This is a genomic window from Erwinia sp. AnSW2-5 (assembly GCF_045107195.1).
Lineage (GTDB): Bacteria > Pseudomonadota > Gammaproteobacteria > Enterobacterales > Enterobacteriaceae > Erwinia.
The window spans coordinates 1-16,203 of sequence record NZ_JBJGXA010000002.1 but is presented as its reverse complement, the minus strand read 5'-3'; the positions used below and the strand labels follow the sequence as shown (position 1 = coordinate 16,203).

The following is a 16,203-nucleotide window of genomic DNA, read 5'->3' as shown; positions in this document are numbered from 1 at the left end:
CCTGGATGAATTGTATGTTTTTATTATTAATAATTCGATAAAACTGTTAAAAAAACCCGTAAATCCTAAAAAAACCATACCAATGGCCCCTCCACCTCGCCATTAATTAATAAATTTTATTTATAGATCTCCGTGAGAATTTTGATAAGATAATTCTCATTGAATAGCACTCAGGAAGAGTAGAGGTTGTGAAAATGCTAAGGTGTGGCAAGTGCGGAAGTTCAAAATTTATATTCACAACGCGCAATGATAGTACTGAATATCACGGGGCTGCTTGTGCGATCTGTCATAAGCGTTTGAATCCTCATGATACATGTATCAACTCTGCGGAATCGGTTTCAGCATGGCCAGCGTCGAAGGGCGATAAGCACGCTGCACGCTACTTCTCGGATAAGCCGTTACGCGGGTGATATCGCCGGAATAGCGTGGAACACGGGGCCAGCAGACTACTGACCGCCGTGTTAATACGGAATAATAATGATTCACAATACTGTTAGAAAATAAGCTTGAATACACCCGTAATGGTCAGCAGACCCACAATAAAGATGATCGCAATAATCCAGAAAATAATCTTCATTACATGCCCTCTTCTCATAAAAAAAAGTCACTACAACGTAGTGACTTAAGCATAGAAGAAGATTGATGTTTTGCGTGGTAAGCACGTTCAGACAGACATTACAGCATCAGCGACAACATCCACACCAGCGCAAAACCTGTCAGTCCCATCGCCGTGGTCAGCACCGTCCAGGTTCTCAGACCGTCGGCTACCGACAGGCCAAGATAACGCGTCACCACCCAGAACCCGGCATCATTCACATGCGACAACCCTAAGCCACCAAAGCAGGCTGACAGGGTAACCAGCACCAGCTGGGTGTCGCTCAACCCAGTGACCGCCTGGGTCAACAGGCCACTGGTCGTAAGAATGGCCACGGTAGCCGATCCCTGCGAAGCACGCAGCGCCAGCGACAGAATAAAAGCAGCCGGAATTAATGGCAGATGGATGGTTTCCAGCGACAATGCCAGCGCTTTACCGACACCTGACTCCACCAATACCTTCCCAAACGCGCCCCCTGCACCTGCCACCAGAATCACGCCTGCTGAACTCGGAATAGCGCGGTCCAGCAATTCGCCGAGCTTCTCTTTACTCAAGCCACGGCGCAAGCCCAGCAGCCAGGCAGAAAGCGCCAGAGCGATCAGTAATGCAATTGCCGGCGTCCCTACTAGCGTCAGGAACTGGCGCAGGCTGTTGCCTTCCGGTAGCACGCTGTGTGCCAGCGTCCCCACGACGATCAGGACGATCGGCACCACAATCAGCGATGAAATCATCCAGGCACCCGGTGGTAACTCCTGGTTCTGACGCGGGCTGCTTTCTGGTTTCGCCAGCTGGAGCTGCTCCAGCACATCCAGTGACAGATGATACTGACGGCGGTTCATCACTTTCGCGACAAAATAACCCACAATGCCGACCGGAATCGATACGGCGATACCCAGCAACATCAGCCAGCCCATATCAGAACCCAACAACCCTGCCGCCGCCGCCGCCCCCGGATGAGTAGGTAGTGCGACGTGTACGGTTAACATCACCCCCGCCATCGGCAGACCATATTTCAGCGGAGAAACATGCGCCACTTTGGTGAAGCCGTAAATCAGCGGAATAACAATAATGAACCCGACTTCGAAGAATACCGGTATCCCAAGGATAAACGCCGCCATGGTCAGTGCAGCCACGGTGCGTTTTACCCCCAGCGTATGGGTAAATCGCTGTGCCAGCGACTCGGCACCGCCGGACGATTCAATAATCGCGCCCAGCATCGCCCCCAGAACAATAATAATGGTAATCGAGCCGAGCAGCCCGCCCATACCGGAAACAATCACCTTCATAATGTTATCGGCGGGAATGCCGGTCGAGATCGCCACTAACAGACTGACGACCAGCAGGGCAACAAACGGATGAACTTTGGCTTTAATGACCAGCAGCAGCAGGATCAGCACACTGGCAACAGCAATGGTTAATAACAGGGCAGTCGACATCTTTTCAGCCTCGTAGGGTTTTATTTTTACGCAGTGCTCTACAGCACCGTTTTATATAACTTTCCCCGGCTTTACGGCCTGATTCAGGCAGCAAAAAGCCAGCGCTGCGCGCCAGGACACGCAGCGTTCATCACAATACGTCCTGTTATTTAAAGGCGTTAAACCAGCCCAGTCCTTCCAGCGTGGTGGTTCGCGGGAAATACTCGCAGCCAATCCAGCCGTCATAGCCGCTGCGATCGAGCAGATCGAACAGCCACGGATAGTTGATTTCACCCTCGTCCGGTTCATGGCGATCCGGTGCGGAAGCAATCTGGATATGCTGATACTGCCCGATATAGTCAGTAATCAGATGGCTCAGGTTGCCGTCCACCAACTGCGCATGGAACAGATCCAGCTGGCTGAACACGCCCGGGCGGTCAATACGCTTGATGATCTCCAGCACCTGATACTGGCTGGAATAGAGATAATTCGGTTTTGTCCTGGGATTCAGCGCTTCCAGCAAAATACGCACGCCATGCATCGCGAAGCGATCGGCGGCATAGCGCACGTTATCGATGAACGTACGGCAGTAAGCCTCACGGTCAGCCCCTTCCGGCACCACCGATGCCATGATATGGACCTGCCGACAGTTCAGCGCCAGTGCGTACTCCAAGGCCCGCTCAATATCTTTGCGGGCATCCGCTTCACGGCCGGGGATAGCAGAAACACCCCACTCACCCGCCGCTGTATTACCGGGTGCGGTATTAAACAACACCAGTTCGAGATGATTGCGGGTTAACGCCTGCTTTAACTCATCGGCAGCGTAATCATAGGGAAACAGAAACTCTACCCCATGAAAACCGGCTTCAGCCGCCGCATCAAAGCGTGCTAAAAATGGCAGTTCGTTAAACAAGGTGGACAGATTGGCAGCAAATTTAGGCATGTTCAGCTCCGTAATTCAGCCACTTCGTCATCATTAAGATAACGAATCGGGCGGTCGCCCAGCGTAAAGATCAGCCGGGCCGTCTCTTCCAGTTCTTCCGTATTATCAGCGGCTTCACGCAGGGTTTTCCCCACCACCACCGGGCCATGATTCGCCAGCAGAAACGCCTTATAGTACGGGGCCAGTTTCGCCAGGTCTTCCCCCAGGCGCTCATCGCCCGGACGATAATAAGGCACCACCGGCACATCCCCCACACGCATCACCACATACGGCGTGAACGGGCGAATACAGTTTTTCGTGTCCAGCCCTTCCAGGCAGGAGAGCGCCGTAAGATACAGGCAATGCAGGTGAACAATCGCCCCGCAGGCCGGATTATTCAGGTAAATGGCGCGATGGAAGCTGATCTCTTTCGACGGTTTGTCACCGCCGATCCACTCGCCTTCCGGCGTCACTTTCGACAGTCTTTCCGCGACTAGCTCCCCCAGGCAGGAGCCGGTGGGTGTCGCCAGCAGCGTACCATCGTCCAGCCGCATGGACAGATTCCCGGCTGAGCCTGTGGCATAGCCACGCTGGAAAAACGACGCGCCCAACCGGACCATCTCTTCGCGTGCTTGTTGTTCAGTCATACTACGAACTCCGTTTGTGCGCGGGCAAAAAAGTTCTCGTCGCCGAAATTACCGGACTTCAGCGCCAGCGAAACGGGCTGTCCGACGGCACGCACCCACGGCACACCGGGAGAAATCACCGGGCCGATATGAAACGCATCGATACCTAACGTCTGTGCCACCACGCCAGAGGTTTCCCCCCCAGCCACGATAAAACGCTGCCAGCCACGCTGTTGCAGCTCACGCACCACCGCGGCAAACAACTGCTCAACGGCTTCACTGCTGTGCGCTGCGCCATACTGCTGCTGAATACGTTGCAGGGTTTCCGGTTCAGAGGTCGCGAACAGCAACGGGGCCAGCGTATCCGCTTCGTGCTGTACCACCCAGTCGCACAGTTCGCGGGCATAACTGTCGCGTTCGTGCAGTGCTCGTTCTACATCAATCATGGCGGCTGCGGCCTGCTGGCGATAACGCGCCACCTGGCGATTGGTCATGGTCGAGCACGAACCCGACAGCACCACCGCACGCTTGCCCTGCGGTGCACCCGCCGCCTGTGCACGCGTACTATCGTGCCCGGCACTGGCCCACTGACGTGCCAGACCGATTGCCAGCCCTGAGCCGCCCGTCACCAGACGGCAATCGCGCAGCGCTTCACCCTGGGTCAGCAGATGCTGCTCATTCAAGGCATCCAGCACCACATAACGCACGCCCTGCTGTGCCAGTTCATCCAGTGCCTGACGCACCGCATCGGCGCCCTGATCCAGCGTCTGGCTGTTAATCAATCCAGCCTTTCCGCTGGCCTGCGCTTCCATCAGCCGTAACAAATTGCTGTCGGTCATCGGCGTTACCGGATGATGGCGCATACCGGAATCGGACAGCAGCTGATCCATGACAAAAAGATGCCCCTGATACACCGTGCGGCCATTCACCGGCAGCGATGGGGAGATAATAGTTTGTGACTCGCCGAGAGCCGCCAGCAGCGCATCGGTCACCGGGCCGATATTCCCGTGCGCGGTGCTGTCGAACGTGGAGCAGTATTTAAAATAAAAACGCTCACAGCCCTGCTGCTGTAACCAGGCCTGCGCATGCAACGAATCGGCGACGGCTTTCTCGGCAGAACAGGAACGCGATTTCAAACTGACAACTATCGCATCAGCCTGTAACGACAGTGGCTCCGCTGGCACGCCATTCACCTGCACGGTAGACATACCGTTCTGTACCAGGAAGCTGGCAATATCCGTCGCCCCGGTAAAGTCATCCGCAATCACACCCAGACGCATTATTTTTGCTCCTGTTTTACGGGCAGCGTGATGCCACTGAAAATCTTAATCACTGCACTGTCATCTTCGCGGCCGAAGCCCGCGTTACTGGCAGAGGTAAACATATTGAAGGCCGTCGACGCCAGCGGCAGTGGGAAATGCAGCGCTTTCGCCGTGTCAGCCACCAGACCGAGATCTTTAACAAAGATATCGACTGCCGATTTCGGTGAATAATCGCCGTCAACCACATGACGCATACGGTTTTCAAACATCCAGGAGTTACCTGCCGCATTGGTCACTACGTCATACATGGTATCCAGTGGAATGCCAGCGCGGGCGGCCAGCGCCATCGCTTCGGCCCCTGCGGCAATGTGAACACCGGCCAGCAACTGGTGAATGATCTTCACCGTTGAGCCCAGGCCAATCTCGCTGCCAATGCGATAAACTTTGCCAGCGACCGCATCCAGCACGGGCTGTAAACGCTCAAATGCTTCATCGCTACCGGAAGCCATCACGGTCATTTCACCCGTTGCCGCTTTCGCTGCGCCACCGGATACCGGTGCATCCAGCATGATTAACGAGTATCTGGCCAGTTGCTGTTCAATCGCCTGCGCATCCTGCGAAGAGATAGTCGAAGAGACCATCACTACGGTGCCAGGTTTTAGGCGCGACGCCAGTCCATTCTCCGCAAACAGGATCTGTTTCACCTGGGCGGCATTCACGACCAGCAGCAGCACAGCATCAAGCTGAGCCGCGAAGTCATTAGCCGAGTTCTCTGCGGCCTGCGCACCGCTGTCGCGCAGTGTTTGCAAGGCCTGTGGGTTAAGATCCACACCCCAGGTTTTCAGGCCTGCTTTAATACAGGATTGCGCTGCTCCCATTCCCATCGAACCGAGACCGACGACACAAACCGACATTGATGTTGCCTTAGACATACGCTCTCCGTGTTAATTTTGGTGATTATTTGTTTTGATGTGTTAAGTATAGGCGCTTTTATCGGCACTTTTGGTGACGGGCATCACAACAATTAACAGATAAAAGGAAGAGATAACAAGAATTAACATGACAGGATAAAACCACAACATCAAAAAATACTCATTTAAATTCATCAAGATAAAAACGAAATCATCGAAATATGGGAAGGGAATTTTCTTCTTAACGTGATAAATTGATAAAAAATGTGGTGCAGACGGCAAGTGCGCTCCTTTACACTCTGGTCAGGCTAACTCCCCTCTCAACAGGAATAATGATGATCCCGGTAGAACGACATCAACAAATATTAGCGCTGGTACAGGAACGGGGAGTCGTGAGCATTGCTGAACTGACCGAACGCCTGGCCGTGTCGCATATGACCATTCGCCGCGATCTGCAAAAGCTGGAAGAACAAGGAGCCGTTTTACTGGTGTCAGGCGGCGTCCGTTCCACGGAGCGTCTTTCCAGCGAGCCGACGCATCTGGATAAAACCAGTATGTTCAGCCTGGAAAAACAGACCATTGGTGCTGCCGCAGCCCGCCATATTCCGCGTAACAGCTGCATCTATCTTGACGCTGGCACCACCACGCTGGCGCTGGCACGTGAGCTGGGCATTCGTGACGATCTGCTGATCATTACCAACGACTTTGTCATTGCCAATTTCCTGATCGACACCAGCCAGTGCCGGATGATCCATACCGGCGGAACGCTGTGCCGTGATAACCGTTCCTGTGTGGGCGATGCGGCTGCGCAGGCGCTACGTGGCCTGTCGGTAGATATCGCGTTTATTTCCGCCTCATGTTGGGGAATGCGTGGCATCTTCACCCCGGATGAAGAAAAAATCGCCGTCAAACGCGCCGTCAGTGAAGTCAGCCGCAAACGCGTACTGCTGGCCGACAGCTCAAAGTACAACAAGATTGCCACCTTTCTCGCCCTGCCGCTGACACAGTTTGACAGTATCATCACCGACCCACACCTGCCTGCCGCCGCATGTCAGGAGCTGGCTACGCTCGAACTTGATGTCACCCTCGCGGGGTAAACCGCCGACGAAACAGGCTGTGTAAAACACCGTAAGATTTAGCGACCGCGATCACGATATTTCACTTCTTTACGTTCAGGGTTGAGGGGATCTTATGAGCACAATAAATACCAGCATGGGCCGTTACAGCCTGACGGCGAAAAATGCGGGTGATCACATTAAAGGTTCAATTGCGATCAATGATGAAGGCGGTGGTCAACTGACCGCACAGGAGTTTAATGAGCATTATCTGGATGATGTGATCAATAACGTTATCTTTCCGGTCACGGGGGGTAACAGGGTGATCACCAGCGCTCTGCGCGAACAGATGGTGAAAGCCGGTTTTGAACCGGCCGAACTAACACAATTATTGAAGAAATTACGATAACAACTGTACAATTTCACCGATTTTCGTATCACTATCTTCACACTTCAACGATTAATCGATTTTGACGATCAATCCCTACAGATCGATCTATATAATCACTTATATTTTCTACCGATTTAGTGCGATGATTTATTGCCCGTAACTATACAGGCAAAGTCAGATGAATAGTTTTAGTTGCCCACTTTACGTGGGCTTTTTTTATACTGCAGGCGGGGATGATGGATTATCTTCTGCCACATCCGTAGTCGACTCTTCTTTGCCCTGTTTACGGTGACTGCGCAAACCCTGTCGAACCAGGAAAACAGGTGCAGCCAGCAGCAGCAGCAAACTGCCCGACATTCCACAGATAACCAGACTCACCAGCCCTAACCATCCCCCTCCCGCCGTCACGCCCGCCGCCACCAGTGAGAGCAGGAAAAAGAACATCAGGGTCATCGTCACCGGCCAGAGATTGACGATATCCATATCGCTCAAGGCCATTTTCACCGGCCGGGCTGCCAGCAGCTCTTCCTGTTTTTCAGCCTCTATTTTCTGTTGCAGCGCCTCTAAATCCACGCAGGGTGCAACAAAATCCTCGGCGGATTGAGGATGATGCAGCTCGTCGAAAATACGTTCTGTTGAGGGAAAAGTGTGAGGCCAAACAGCACTATGTACCCCGTAGTTGCTCAATGCAGGCAACGTGATACGCGGCCACTGAATCGCCTGTAAATAGCGATCATTCAGCACCACCCAGCTCTGGCGGGTATTGCCCCGGGTGACATGATAGAGCTTGAAACGGTCGGCTGGCGGGTAGGAGAGATACGTCACCCGCGCCGTAATAAACGGAATATGCCGTTGTCGGCAATAATTCACTCTGCTCTGGCCCTGTACCGCCAGCAGCACGGCCAGTGCGGAAATAAAATAGTACGAGGTACTCTCGGCAGCATTGGGACCGTTCAGATGTTCACGCAGCTTCTCTTCGCTGTTAGCGCTGAGATGATCGGGCCACCAGCGCCAGCTTCGGCCAATCACCCGCTCGGTCGGCACCTGATAGACCCCCATCGGTTCGGTTTCTGAAGGGAGGATCGCAAAGGGGAAAATCTTACTGAAAAAAGTCAGCGCGTCGTCCGGGCCATTCCACTCGCCACTGGCTTCCAGACCGTGCAGGTTAGCCGTCAGCTCACCCCAGCCAACTTTCCCCAGCATATCAATCTTATATTTGGTATCTGCCAGCCGTTTGCCCAGCAGTAACATCTCGCGCGAAATCGCAGACAGATCCAATAAAGGAATGCTGTTGGCGCTGTTGGGTTCTGTCTGTTCACTTTCCATACGGCTGTTTTACCCCAGGCGACGTCTATCCGAGCAAAAAATTTGGCTTTAGTTAAAAAAGTCAATACATATCAATGCAATAGTATACTTAGCAACCGATGAAATTAGCAATATACCGAACAGTGATGTCGCTATATTCATCAAAAAAAAACGCCGACCTGAAGAAAAATTAAACGGACAAAGACCAATTATTCGTTTAAAAATAAGCAGTAACCTTCATTATTTTAAGGAAAAAAATGAGCCAGATTCAGGATGACATTCACATTAATCACCGCGTTTTACAGCAAATGGTACAGAGTTTGTGGCAACACGCCGGCAGCAGCGAACAGGAAGCGCAGCGTGTCGCCGAGCATCTGGTGGCAGCGAACCTCGCGGGGCATGACTCGCACGGCGTCGGGATGATCCCAAGCTATATGCTCTCAAGATCTCAGGGACATCTGCAGCAGAACCAGCAGCTCAGGATTGCCAAAGATACCGGGGCCGTGCTCACCGTTGATGGCGGTCAGGGCTTTGGTCAGGTGATGGCCGCTGAGGCGATGGAGCTGGCGATTGCACGCACCCAGAAACTGGGGATGTGTGCCATTGCATTGCGCAACTCGCACCATATTGGCCGCATTGGTCACTGGGCAGAACAGTGCGCCCGTGCCGGTTTTATCTCCTTTCATTTCGTCAACGTTGTTGGCGACCCGATGGTTGCCCCGTTTAATGGCAGCGACCGCCGCTTCGGCACCAATCCGTTTTGCGCCATCTTCCCGCGCCCCGGCCAGCCACCGCTGCTGCTTGATTTCGCCACCAGCGGCATTGCCTACGGTAAAACCCGCGTTGCCTGGAATAAAGGCGTTAACGTACCGCCAGGTTATCTGATCGACCATCGAGGACAGCCGGAAATTGACCCGGCAGTAATGCATGAAGCTCCGTTCGGTTCACTGCTGGCCTTTGGCCTGCATAAAGGGTATGCGCTGGCAGTGATGTGCGAAATCCTCGGCGGCGCACTTTCCGGCGGGCAAACGACTCACCCGCAATCGCTGAAAAATGCCAGTGACGCCATCTTTAACTGCATGACTACCGTGGTGCTGGACCCGGCGGCGTTTGACGCACCGGAGATGCAACAAGAAGCGGAAGCCTTTATTGCCTGGACGAAAGCCTCACCGCAGGCAGGTGACAGCGCGATCCAGGTCCCCGGTGAGTGGGAGGAAGCGCAGCGCGCCGAACGCCGCGAGCACGGCATTCCGATCGATGCCAATAGCTGGCAGCAGATTTGTCAGGCGGCGCGCGATGCCGGAATGCCGGAAAGTGAACTGGCGCGTTATCAACCTCAGGCGTAAGGCACACCTGAAGCCGGGCGCAGGTTAACGTGAAAACAGCAGCTTCACGCCTGCCGCCGTGAAAAACAGCGAGAAGACGCCTTCAATTATGCGGCGACATTTCTGATAACCCCGGCTCATCGCCGGGGTCGAGAACAACAGCGCGTAGCTGCTGAACACCATCATCCCCAGTAATGCACAGCCACCCACAATCAACGGCAGCACGGAAGGGGCCGCATCCGGGTGGATCCCCAGCGACATGATCGCGGTCCAGACCAGAATCGCCTTGGGGTTTCCAAGGTGCAACAGCAAACCACGGCGGTAAAGTGAAGCCGCTGAACCGACAACAGCCAGCGGAACAGCGGCATCCTCCCCACGACGGGCAGCACTGCGTGCTGCTTTCCATGCCAGCCAAAGCAAATAGAAGCCCCCCACCACTTTGATCACCACAATAGCCTGCACATAAGCCAGCAGCAGCGTGGATAATCCGGTCGCCACAAGCAGCGCCCAGCAAAGTGATCCCGTGATCACCCCTGCAGCCAGCATGAATGCCGGGCGACGTCCCTGGCGCATCGCGACGCCCATAATGGCCATATTACTCGGGCCGGGGCTGGCCGTGCCCAGCAGATAAGCCACATACACGGGCAACAGCATAATAAAGGTATCCATTTTACTCCCGAGGCAGACGATGTTTTTTTGGTTATAGCATGCGCGGCACCGACTCGCCATAAGCATCATTCACCCGGCGAATTCTTGATTCCTCACAACAATCGAGCAGATAACCGGCATTAATTTGTAACCAAATAATTCAATTCACATATTTATGTGTATTACACCCTTAACATTTACAGGGAGGTGAGTCACGACTCATCATGCAGAGATATTTATCAGTAAATTCGAATAGTGGAAACGTGATCATGTAGAATTAACAGAACCAAATAATAACATTAAATCTACATATTATTCATAAGTCATGAATAACTATAGGGTTATTATAATAATGATGCGTAAACATCCTTTTTTATAGCGGTATTCGCTATATTAAAAAACCGCCTCACCACACTCTTTAAACACAAAATAGCGAGAGTCCCCTGATGAAATCCGCCACAGTTAAAATTAAAAAAAAGCTTTTACGACATAAAGATACAGTATTTTCACATCTGAGCATCATTCCTCTAGCCTGCATTAACATTATCTTCCGTTGATTTAACCTGCTGATGAAACAATTACTCGTAATAATCGTTACTGTTATAGGCCAGTTAACTATTACTGTTGCTACTTCTTTACCTGCTTTGGTCTTAGGATCAAATCTCCGATGAGAAGTCCCCCGGCTGACACGTTTCTTTTTTGCTATAGGTCGTCTATTTGTTAACCGTGGGTAAAAAAATAAAAGGCAGTTGTTCATGTTAGATCGAGGTAAGCAATGTTCGGATTAGATGCGTTCCAGCTGGCGAGGATACAGTTTGGTTTCACCGTAGCCTTCCACATTCTCTTTCCCGCCATCACCATTGGGCTGGCGAGTTTTCTCGCTGTGCTCGAAGGTCTGTGGCTGAAAAGCAAAAATGAGGTCTATCGCGACCTTTATCATTTTTGGTCAAAAATCTTTGCCGTAAACTTCGGTATGGGTGTGGTATCGGGTCTGGTGATGGCCTATCAGTTCGGGACCAACTGGGCAGGGTTCTCTCAGTTCGCAGGCAGTATTACCGGCCCGCTCCTGACCTACGAAGTGCTTACCGCGTTCTTCCTTGAAGCTGGCTTCCTTGGCGTGATGCTGTTTGGCTGGAACCGTGTCAGCCGTGGCCTGCACTTCTTCGCCACCTGTATGGTCGCGCTGGGCACCATTATCTCCACCTTCTGGATCCTGGCCTCCAATAGCTGGATGCAGACGCCGCAAGGTTACGCGCTGGAAAATGGCATAGTGATACCGGTGGACTGGTTCAAGATTATCTTCAACCCCTCCTTCCCCTACCGCCTGCTGCATATGTCTGTTGCTGCTTTCCTGGTGACGGCCTTCTTCGTTGGCGCCTCTGCCGCATGGCATCTGCTGCGTAAAAACGACACGCCAGCAGTACGTAAAATGCTGTCGATGTCTCTGTGGATGGCACTGATCGTCTCGCCAATTCAGGCGATGATTGGCGATGCCCACGGCCTGAACACTCTGGAACACCAGCCTGCAAAAATCGCAGCGATTGAAGGCCACTGGGAAAACCCACCGGGAGAAGCCACCCCGCTGATCCTGTTCGGCATCCCGGATATGAAAGAAGAGCGCACCAAATACGCACTGGAAATTCCTTATCTCGGCAGTCTGATCCTGACCCACAGTCTGGATAAACAGGTTCCGGCCCTGAAAAGTTTCCCGAAAGAGGACCGCCCTAACTCCACTGTCGTGTTCTGGTCGTTTCGTGTGATGGTTGCGCTGGGCATGCTGATGATTCTGCTGGGCGTCGTGAGCCTGTGGATGCGTCGCGGTCAGCGTCTTTATACTTCTCGTCCTTTCCTGTGGTTTGTTCTGTTAATGGGGCCTTCCGGCCTGATTGCTCTCGTGGCGGGTTGGATTACCACCGAAATTGGTCGTCAGCCGTGGGTCATTTATGGTCTGCTGCGTACGCGTGATGCCGTTTCGCTGCACAGTACGCTGCAAATGAGCATCAGCCTGATCGCGTTCCTGCTGGTGTACTGCGCCGTCTTTGGTGTCGGCTACAGCTACCTGGCGAACCTGATTAAGAAAGGCCCGCAGGCCGGTGAAGGTGACCATACGCCAGAAGGTGGCCCAGGCACATCACATACCCCGTCTCGCCCGCTGTCTGCGGTGCAGGAAAAATTACATTCGCCGCAGGAGGAGAAGTAAGGTGGGCATCGATCTCTCAATTATCTGGTTTACTATCATCATCTTTGCCACCCTGATGTATATCATCATGGATGGTTTCGATCTGGGTATCGGTATCCTGTTCCCGTTCAATAAAGATCCGATCGAACGCGATATGATGGTCAACACCGTTGCCCCGGTATGGGATGGCAACGAAACCTGGCTGATCCTCGGGGGTGCCGCGCTGTTCGGTGCCTTCCCGCTGGCCTATGCGGTGATCACCAGCGCCCTGGCAGCTCCGCTGACCATCATGCTGATCGGCCTGATTTTCCGTGGCGTGGCGTTTGAGTTCCGTTTTAAAGCAACGGAAGAACACCGTCCGTTCTGGGATAAAGCGTTTATCGGCGGTTCCTACGTGGCAACCTTCAGTCAGGGTGTGGTACTGGGTGCATTTATCAACGGCTTTGAAGTGACCAACCGCACGTACAGCGGCCCGGCACTGGCCTGGCTGACGCCGTTTACCCTGTTCTGCGGCGTCGGTCTTGTTCTGGCCTATGCCCTGCTGGGTAGCACCTGGCTTATCATGAAGACCGAGAATGCACTGCACAGCAAAATGACGGCGCTGACCAAACCGCTGCTGATCGGCCTGCTGGTGGTGATGGCTATCGTCAGTATCTGGACGCCGCTGGCACATGCCAGCATCATGCAACGCTGGTTCACCCTGCCTAACCTGTTCTGGTTTTTACCTGTTCCTTTACTGGTTCTGGCAGCGGCCTGGGGTCTGTGGCGCGCACTGCAACGCCATGCGCACTACACGCCATTCCTGCTGACGCTGGCGCTGGTATTCCTTGGCTTTACTGGGCTTGGCATCAGTATCTGGCCGTATATCATTCCGCCTTCCATCACCATCTGGGATGCCGCATCGCCGCCACAGAGCCAGGGCTTTATGCTGGTGGGTGGTCTGCTGATTATCCCGGTGATTCTGGTCTATACCTTCTGGAGCTACTACGTGTTCCGCGGCAAGATCAAGCCGGACGAAGGCTATCATTGATCGCCTGAGTTTCATGCAGAATATCACTGACGGCGCGGGGGCTTAACGCCCGCGATAACAGAGGGCAGATCGTTGATCTGCCCTCTGCTTTTGTCAGCATCTGGCGCTTTCATTCATATTTTTACACATAAGTACCCCAGCGAAGCCTGTCAGATGGACTACGCTTAAAGTCGTTTCAGGAAATCATGCCATCAAAAGGAGGCAAAATGAGTCTGTTTGATAAAGCGAACGATAAAGCGCAAGAAGCCGTCGGCAAAGGTCAGGAAGAGTTTGGTAAAGCCGTAGACTCGCCGGAGCATGAATTCAGAGGAAAAGTGCGTCAGCAGGCAGCGAAAGCCTCTTACGCCGTGGATGATGCGCTGGACTGCGTGAAAAGCAAAACCCAGGATTCCCCCCTGGTCTCACTGGCGATTGCCGCCGGTGTGGGCTTCCTGGCCGCCAAGATTTTTGGCCGCCGCTAAGTCTGACCAGAGTCACCATCTGAACGCCCCTCGTGGGCGTTTTTTTATGGACGCTCCCCACAGCACTCTCCATAGCACTTAATAGTGAAACGGGTTAACCACATTGTGATGTACTTATCGGGCTAAAAAACCGATTAGATAATCGTAATAGAGGTGAACTCATGGAAAGAATAGCCTGTTTAAGTATTGCCGCTCTGTTCATGGCGGCTAACGCATTTGCCATACCACCGCGTTTTCATCTGCATCACCCGCAACCATCGACAGAAATCATTTCACCACAGCCAGACATACCTGCCATTCCTGACGAGTATCGCGACAATAAACCGCAACCGCTGATGCGGGGCGACGGGTTTAATTACAACCTCTATTACAACTACCGCTTAACACCCCACTTGATACTGCAGCCTAACCTGCAATCCACCACCAAACCCGGTGCTGTGAGTGACAATTCACATCTGTTTGTAGGCGGTTTGAGCGCGGGCATCAACTTCTAGCACCTGCATACCCGGCAATGCTTGTTGGCAAGAAGATTATTCATAACAAGGAGAGATAAATGCATCAACACGGTGTTTTTCAATGGACGAGTAGACATACCATGATGATGATGTGCAGCAGCGCACTGTTATGGGCTTCTGCGCCCGCAGGGGCAGAAATGCGCCCTCTCAGTATGGATTCGTATTATCTGTTTGGTGACTGGGGCGGCTATCGCAGCGAATTAAAAAGGGAAGGTGTCGATTTCCAGGTCAATTACACCATGGAGTCAGCCAGTAATCTTGCCGGAGGCTATAACACCTCCACCACTGCCCGTTATACCGACCAATGGGCCTTCGGCACCGCCCTCGATCTGGAAAAACTCCTCAACTGGGATGACACACAGTTCCAGTTCACCATAACCAGTCGTAACGGCCGCAACCTGAGCCAGCATATCAGCGATCCGCGCACTGGCGGGTTGTCCTCAGTACAAGAAGTCTGGGGGCGCGGCCAGACCTGGCGCCTGACCCAATTTTGGGTAAACAAAGGCTTCTTTGACCATCTGGTTGAAGTTAAAGCGGGCCGGGTCACCACGGGCGAAGACTTCGACTCATTCGACAGCAAATTCCAGAACCTCGCACTCGGCAGCGGTCAGCCGGGTAACTGGCGCGGAGACCGCTGGTTTAACTGGCCGGTATCGCAATGGGGCGGTCGTGTGAAACTGAACTTCACACCGGAGGTCTACCTCCAGGTCGGCTTCTATAACCAGACGCCGGGCAACTACGACAGAGGCGATGGTTTCCGCCTGGACACAAGCCCCACTCTTGGCAATATGGTGCCGATTGAACTGGGCTGGAAACCCGTTTTCGGGCCAGATAAATTACCGGGGAATTACCGCATCGGCGCGTACTACTCCTCCGTTAATGGTGACAACTACGCCAGCTATGGTGGTGGTGGTTATCACGACAAGAACCACGCCTATGGCGGCTACTTGCTGGCGCAACAACAGCTGACGGCCACCGATGGAGATAACCAGCGTGGCCTTGGCCTGACCGTGCAGGCGGTGATGAACGATCACAAAACGTCGAAAATGGATAACTATCATGCGATTGCACTGACCTGGAAAGGGCCAATGGCGTCACGCGCGGAGGATGAAGTTGGCCTGGGTGCCGCACGTATTCACGTCAATAGTGACTACGCCCATATGCAGCGCACCGCCAACGCGTATCACGGCGTCAGTGATTACCGCAATCCGACGTATCTGCCGATCCAGCACGGTGCAGAATATAACGTCGAACTCTATTACAACGCCCGCATCACCCACTGGCTGAACCTGCGGCCTAACTTGCAATACGTTGCCTCTCCCGGAGCCGTCAGCGGGGTGAAAGACGCGTTTATCGGTGGTCTGAGCGCCAACGTAAACTTCTGATATAAAAGAATACATCCCCCTCCGTCGTAGTGGCCGACCTTCTTTTTCGGTCGGCCAGCAACACGGGCAGACCGGAAAAAAGGGTCTACCCCTGAGGGATCCCCACAAAAATTAATGGCTGACAGTCTGGCTTCAGGTCCGGGGCCAGTTTGAGCACGCCGGATCGGCAAAATCCGCA

General features: G+C 53.2%; 15 protein-coding genes. 8 read left to right on the top strand and 7 right to left on the bottom strand.

What is annotated here, in order from left to right; all coding sequences use genetic code 11:
- Nucleotides 1-675: 675 nt before the first annotated feature.
- From ACFL9S_RS01610 to ltnD, 5 genes are all read right to left on the bottom strand, one after another.
- Nucleotides 676-2,031, bottom strand: coding sequence for a GntP family transporter (locus ACFL9S_RS01610; RefSeq protein ID WP_405259967.1), 1,356 nt, complete (start codon nucleotides 2,029-2,031; stop codon nucleotides 676-678).
- A 145-nt stretch (nucleotides 2,032-2,176) separates the two neighbouring features.
- Nucleotides 2,177-2,953 carry an HPr family phosphocarrier protein gene (locus ACFL9S_RS01605; protein ID WP_405259966.1) on the bottom strand — a complete coding sequence of 259 codons (777 nt, stop codon included), beginning with the start codon at nucleotides 2,951-2,953 and terminating at the stop codon, nucleotides 2,177-2,179.
- A gap of 2 nt (nucleotides 2,954-2,955) precedes the next feature.
- A complete protein-coding gene (locus ACFL9S_RS01600; RefSeq protein ID WP_405259965.1) occupies nucleotides 2,956-3,579 on the bottom strand; it encodes an aldolase in 624 nt (207 codons plus the stop codon).
- Complete coding sequence (gene otnK, locus ACFL9S_RS01595) at nucleotides 3,576-4,838, bottom strand: 3-oxo-tetronate kinase (RefSeq protein ID WP_405259964.1); 1,263 nt, start codon at nucleotides 4,836-4,838, stop codon at nucleotides 3,576-3,578. The genes ACFL9S_RS01600 and otnK overlap by 4 nt, the downstream gene beginning before the upstream one ends.
- Nucleotides 4,838-5,752 (bottom strand): L-threonate dehydrogenase, encoded by a 915-nt coding sequence (gene ltnD / locus ACFL9S_RS01590; protein ID WP_405259963.1) that lies wholly within the window; start codon nucleotides 5,750-5,752, stop codon nucleotides 4,838-4,840. Before ltnD ends, otnK begins: the two co-directional genes overlap by 1 nt.
- 314 nt (nucleotides 5,753-6,066) lie before the next feature.
- Here ltnD and ygbI point away from each other — a divergent pair, with 314 nt between their 5' ends.
- On the top strand, nucleotides 6,067-6,828 hold the full coding sequence (gene ygbI, locus ACFL9S_RS01585) for a DNA-binding transcriptional repressor YgbI (protein WP_405260357.1): 762 nt from the start codon (nucleotides 6,067-6,069) through the stop codon (nucleotides 6,826-6,828).
- A 94-nt stretch (nucleotides 6,829-6,922) separates the two neighbouring features.
- Nucleotides 6,923-7,195 (top strand): hypothetical protein, encoded by a 273-nt coding sequence (locus ACFL9S_RS01580; protein WP_405259962.1) that lies wholly within the window; start codon nucleotides 6,923-6,925, stop codon nucleotides 7,193-7,195.
- A gap of 198 nt (nucleotides 7,196-7,393) precedes the next feature.
- Here ACFL9S_RS01580 and ACFL9S_RS01575 read toward each other — a convergent pair whose 3' ends face one another.
- Nucleotides 7,394-8,503 carry a hypothetical protein gene (locus tag ACFL9S_RS01575; protein WP_405259961.1) on the bottom strand — a complete coding sequence of 370 codons (1,110 nt, stop codon included), beginning with the start codon at nucleotides 8,501-8,503 and terminating at the stop codon, nucleotides 7,394-7,396.
- A gap of 236 nt (nucleotides 8,504-8,739) precedes the next feature.
- On the opposite strand from ACFL9S_RS01575, the gene ACFL9S_RS01570 reads away from it, so the two are divergent.
- On the top strand, nucleotides 8,740-9,828 hold the full coding sequence (locus ACFL9S_RS01570) for a malate/lactate/ureidoglycolate dehydrogenase (RefSeq protein WP_405259960.1): 1,089 nt from the start codon (nucleotides 8,740-8,742) through the stop codon (nucleotides 9,826-9,828).
- Nucleotides 9,829-9,852: 24 nt separating this feature from the next.
- On the opposite strand, the gene ACFL9S_RS01565 is transcribed toward ACFL9S_RS01570, so the two are convergent.
- Nucleotides 9,853-10,476, bottom strand: a complete 624-nt coding sequence (locus tag ACFL9S_RS01565; RefSeq protein WP_405259959.1) for a LysE family translocator — start codon at nucleotides 10,474-10,476, stop codon at nucleotides 9,853-9,855.
- Nucleotides 10,477-11,230: 754 nt separating this feature from the next.
- Here ACFL9S_RS01565 and ACFL9S_RS01560 point away from each other — a divergent pair.
- The 5 genes from ACFL9S_RS01560 (at nucleotide 11,231) to ACFL9S_RS01540 (ending at nucleotide 16,025) form a co-directional block, all read left to right on the top strand.
- Complete coding sequence (locus ACFL9S_RS01560; protein WP_405259958.1) at nucleotides 11,231-12,655, top strand: cytochrome ubiquinol oxidase subunit I; 1,425 nt, start codon at nucleotides 11,231-11,233, stop codon at nucleotides 12,653-12,655.
- Nucleotide 12,656: 1 nt separating this feature from the next.
- Nucleotides 12,657-13,664, top strand: coding sequence for a cytochrome d ubiquinol oxidase subunit II (gene cydB / locus ACFL9S_RS01555; RefSeq protein WP_405259956.1), 1,008 nt, complete (start codon nucleotides 12,657-12,659; stop codon nucleotides 13,662-13,664).
- A gap of 206 nt (nucleotides 13,665-13,870) precedes the next feature.
- Nucleotides 13,871-14,125 (top strand): CsbD family protein, encoded by a 255-nt coding sequence (locus tag ACFL9S_RS01550; RefSeq protein WP_133845634.1) that lies wholly within the window; start codon nucleotides 13,871-13,873, stop codon nucleotides 14,123-14,125.
- Nucleotides 14,126-14,286: 161 nt separating this feature from the next.
- Nucleotides 14,287-14,619: a carbohydrate porin gene (locus ACFL9S_RS01545; RefSeq protein ID WP_405259954.1), complete on the top strand. Its 333-nt coding sequence runs from the start codon at nucleotides 14,287-14,289 to the stop codon at nucleotides 14,617-14,619.
- Between the two features lie 158 nt (nucleotides 14,620-14,777).
- Complete coding sequence (locus tag ACFL9S_RS01540) at nucleotides 14,778-16,025, top strand: carbohydrate porin (RefSeq protein WP_405259953.1); 1,248 nt, start codon at nucleotides 14,778-14,780, stop codon at nucleotides 16,023-16,025.
- Nucleotides 16,026-16,203 lie beyond the last annotated feature (178 nt).

What these genes read in the sequence shown, in the direction of transcription:
- ACFL9S_RS01540 (WP_405259953.1), top strand. Translation starts at nt 14,778, where the DNA reads ATGCGCCCTCTCAGTATGGATTCGTATTATCTGTTTGGTGACTGGGGC.
- ygbI (WP_405260357.1), top strand. Translation starts at nt 6,067, where the DNA reads ATGATCCCGGTAGAACGACATCAACAAATATTAGCGCTGGTACAGGAA.
- ACFL9S_RS01560 (WP_405259958.1), top strand. Translation starts at nt 11,231, where the DNA reads ATGTTCGGATTAGATGCGTTCCAGCTGGCGAGGATACAGTTTGGTTTC.
- ACFL9S_RS01570 (WP_405259960.1), top strand. Translation starts at nt 8,740, where the DNA reads ATGAGCCAGATTCAGGATGACATTCACATTAATCACCGCGTTTTACAG.
- ACFL9S_RS01610 (WP_405259967.1), bottom strand. Translation starts at nt 2,031, where the DNA reads ATGTCGACTGCCCTGTTATTAACCATTGCTGTTGCCAGTGTGCTGATC.
- ACFL9S_RS01565 (WP_405259959.1), bottom strand. Translation starts at nt 10,476, where the DNA reads ATGGATACCTTTATTATGCTGTTGCCCGTGTATGTGGCTTATCTGCTG.
- ACFL9S_RS01550 (WP_133845634.1), top strand. Translation starts at nt 13,871, where the DNA reads ATGAGTCTGTTTGATAAAGCGAACGATAAAGCGCAAGAAGCCGTCGGC.
- ACFL9S_RS01600 (WP_405259965.1), bottom strand. Translation starts at nt 3,579, where the DNA reads ATGACTGAACAACAAGCACGCGAAGAGATGGTCCGGTTGGGCGCGTCG.
- ACFL9S_RS01545 (WP_405259954.1), top strand. Translation starts at nt 14,287, where the DNA reads ATGGAAAGAATAGCCTGTTTAAGTATTGCCGCTCTGTTCATGGCGGCT.
- otnK (WP_405259964.1), bottom strand. Translation starts at nt 4,838, where the DNA reads ATGCGTCTGGGTGTGATTGCGGATGACTTTACCGGGGCGACGGATATT.
- ACFL9S_RS01575 (WP_405259961.1), bottom strand. Translation starts at nt 8,503, where the DNA reads ATGGAAAGTGAACAGACAGAACCCAACAGCGCCAACAGCATTCCTTTA.
- ACFL9S_RS01605 (WP_405259966.1), bottom strand. Translation starts at nt 2,953, where the DNA reads ATGCCTAAATTTGCTGCCAATCTGTCCACCTTGTTTAACGAACTGCCA.
- ltnD (WP_405259963.1), bottom strand. Translation starts at nt 5,752, where the DNA reads ATGTCTAAGGCAACATCAATGTCGGTTTGTGTCGTCGGTCTCGGTTCG.
- ACFL9S_RS01580 (WP_405259962.1), top strand. Translation starts at nt 6,923, where the DNA reads ATGAGCACAATAAATACCAGCATGGGCCGTTACAGCCTGACGGCGAAA.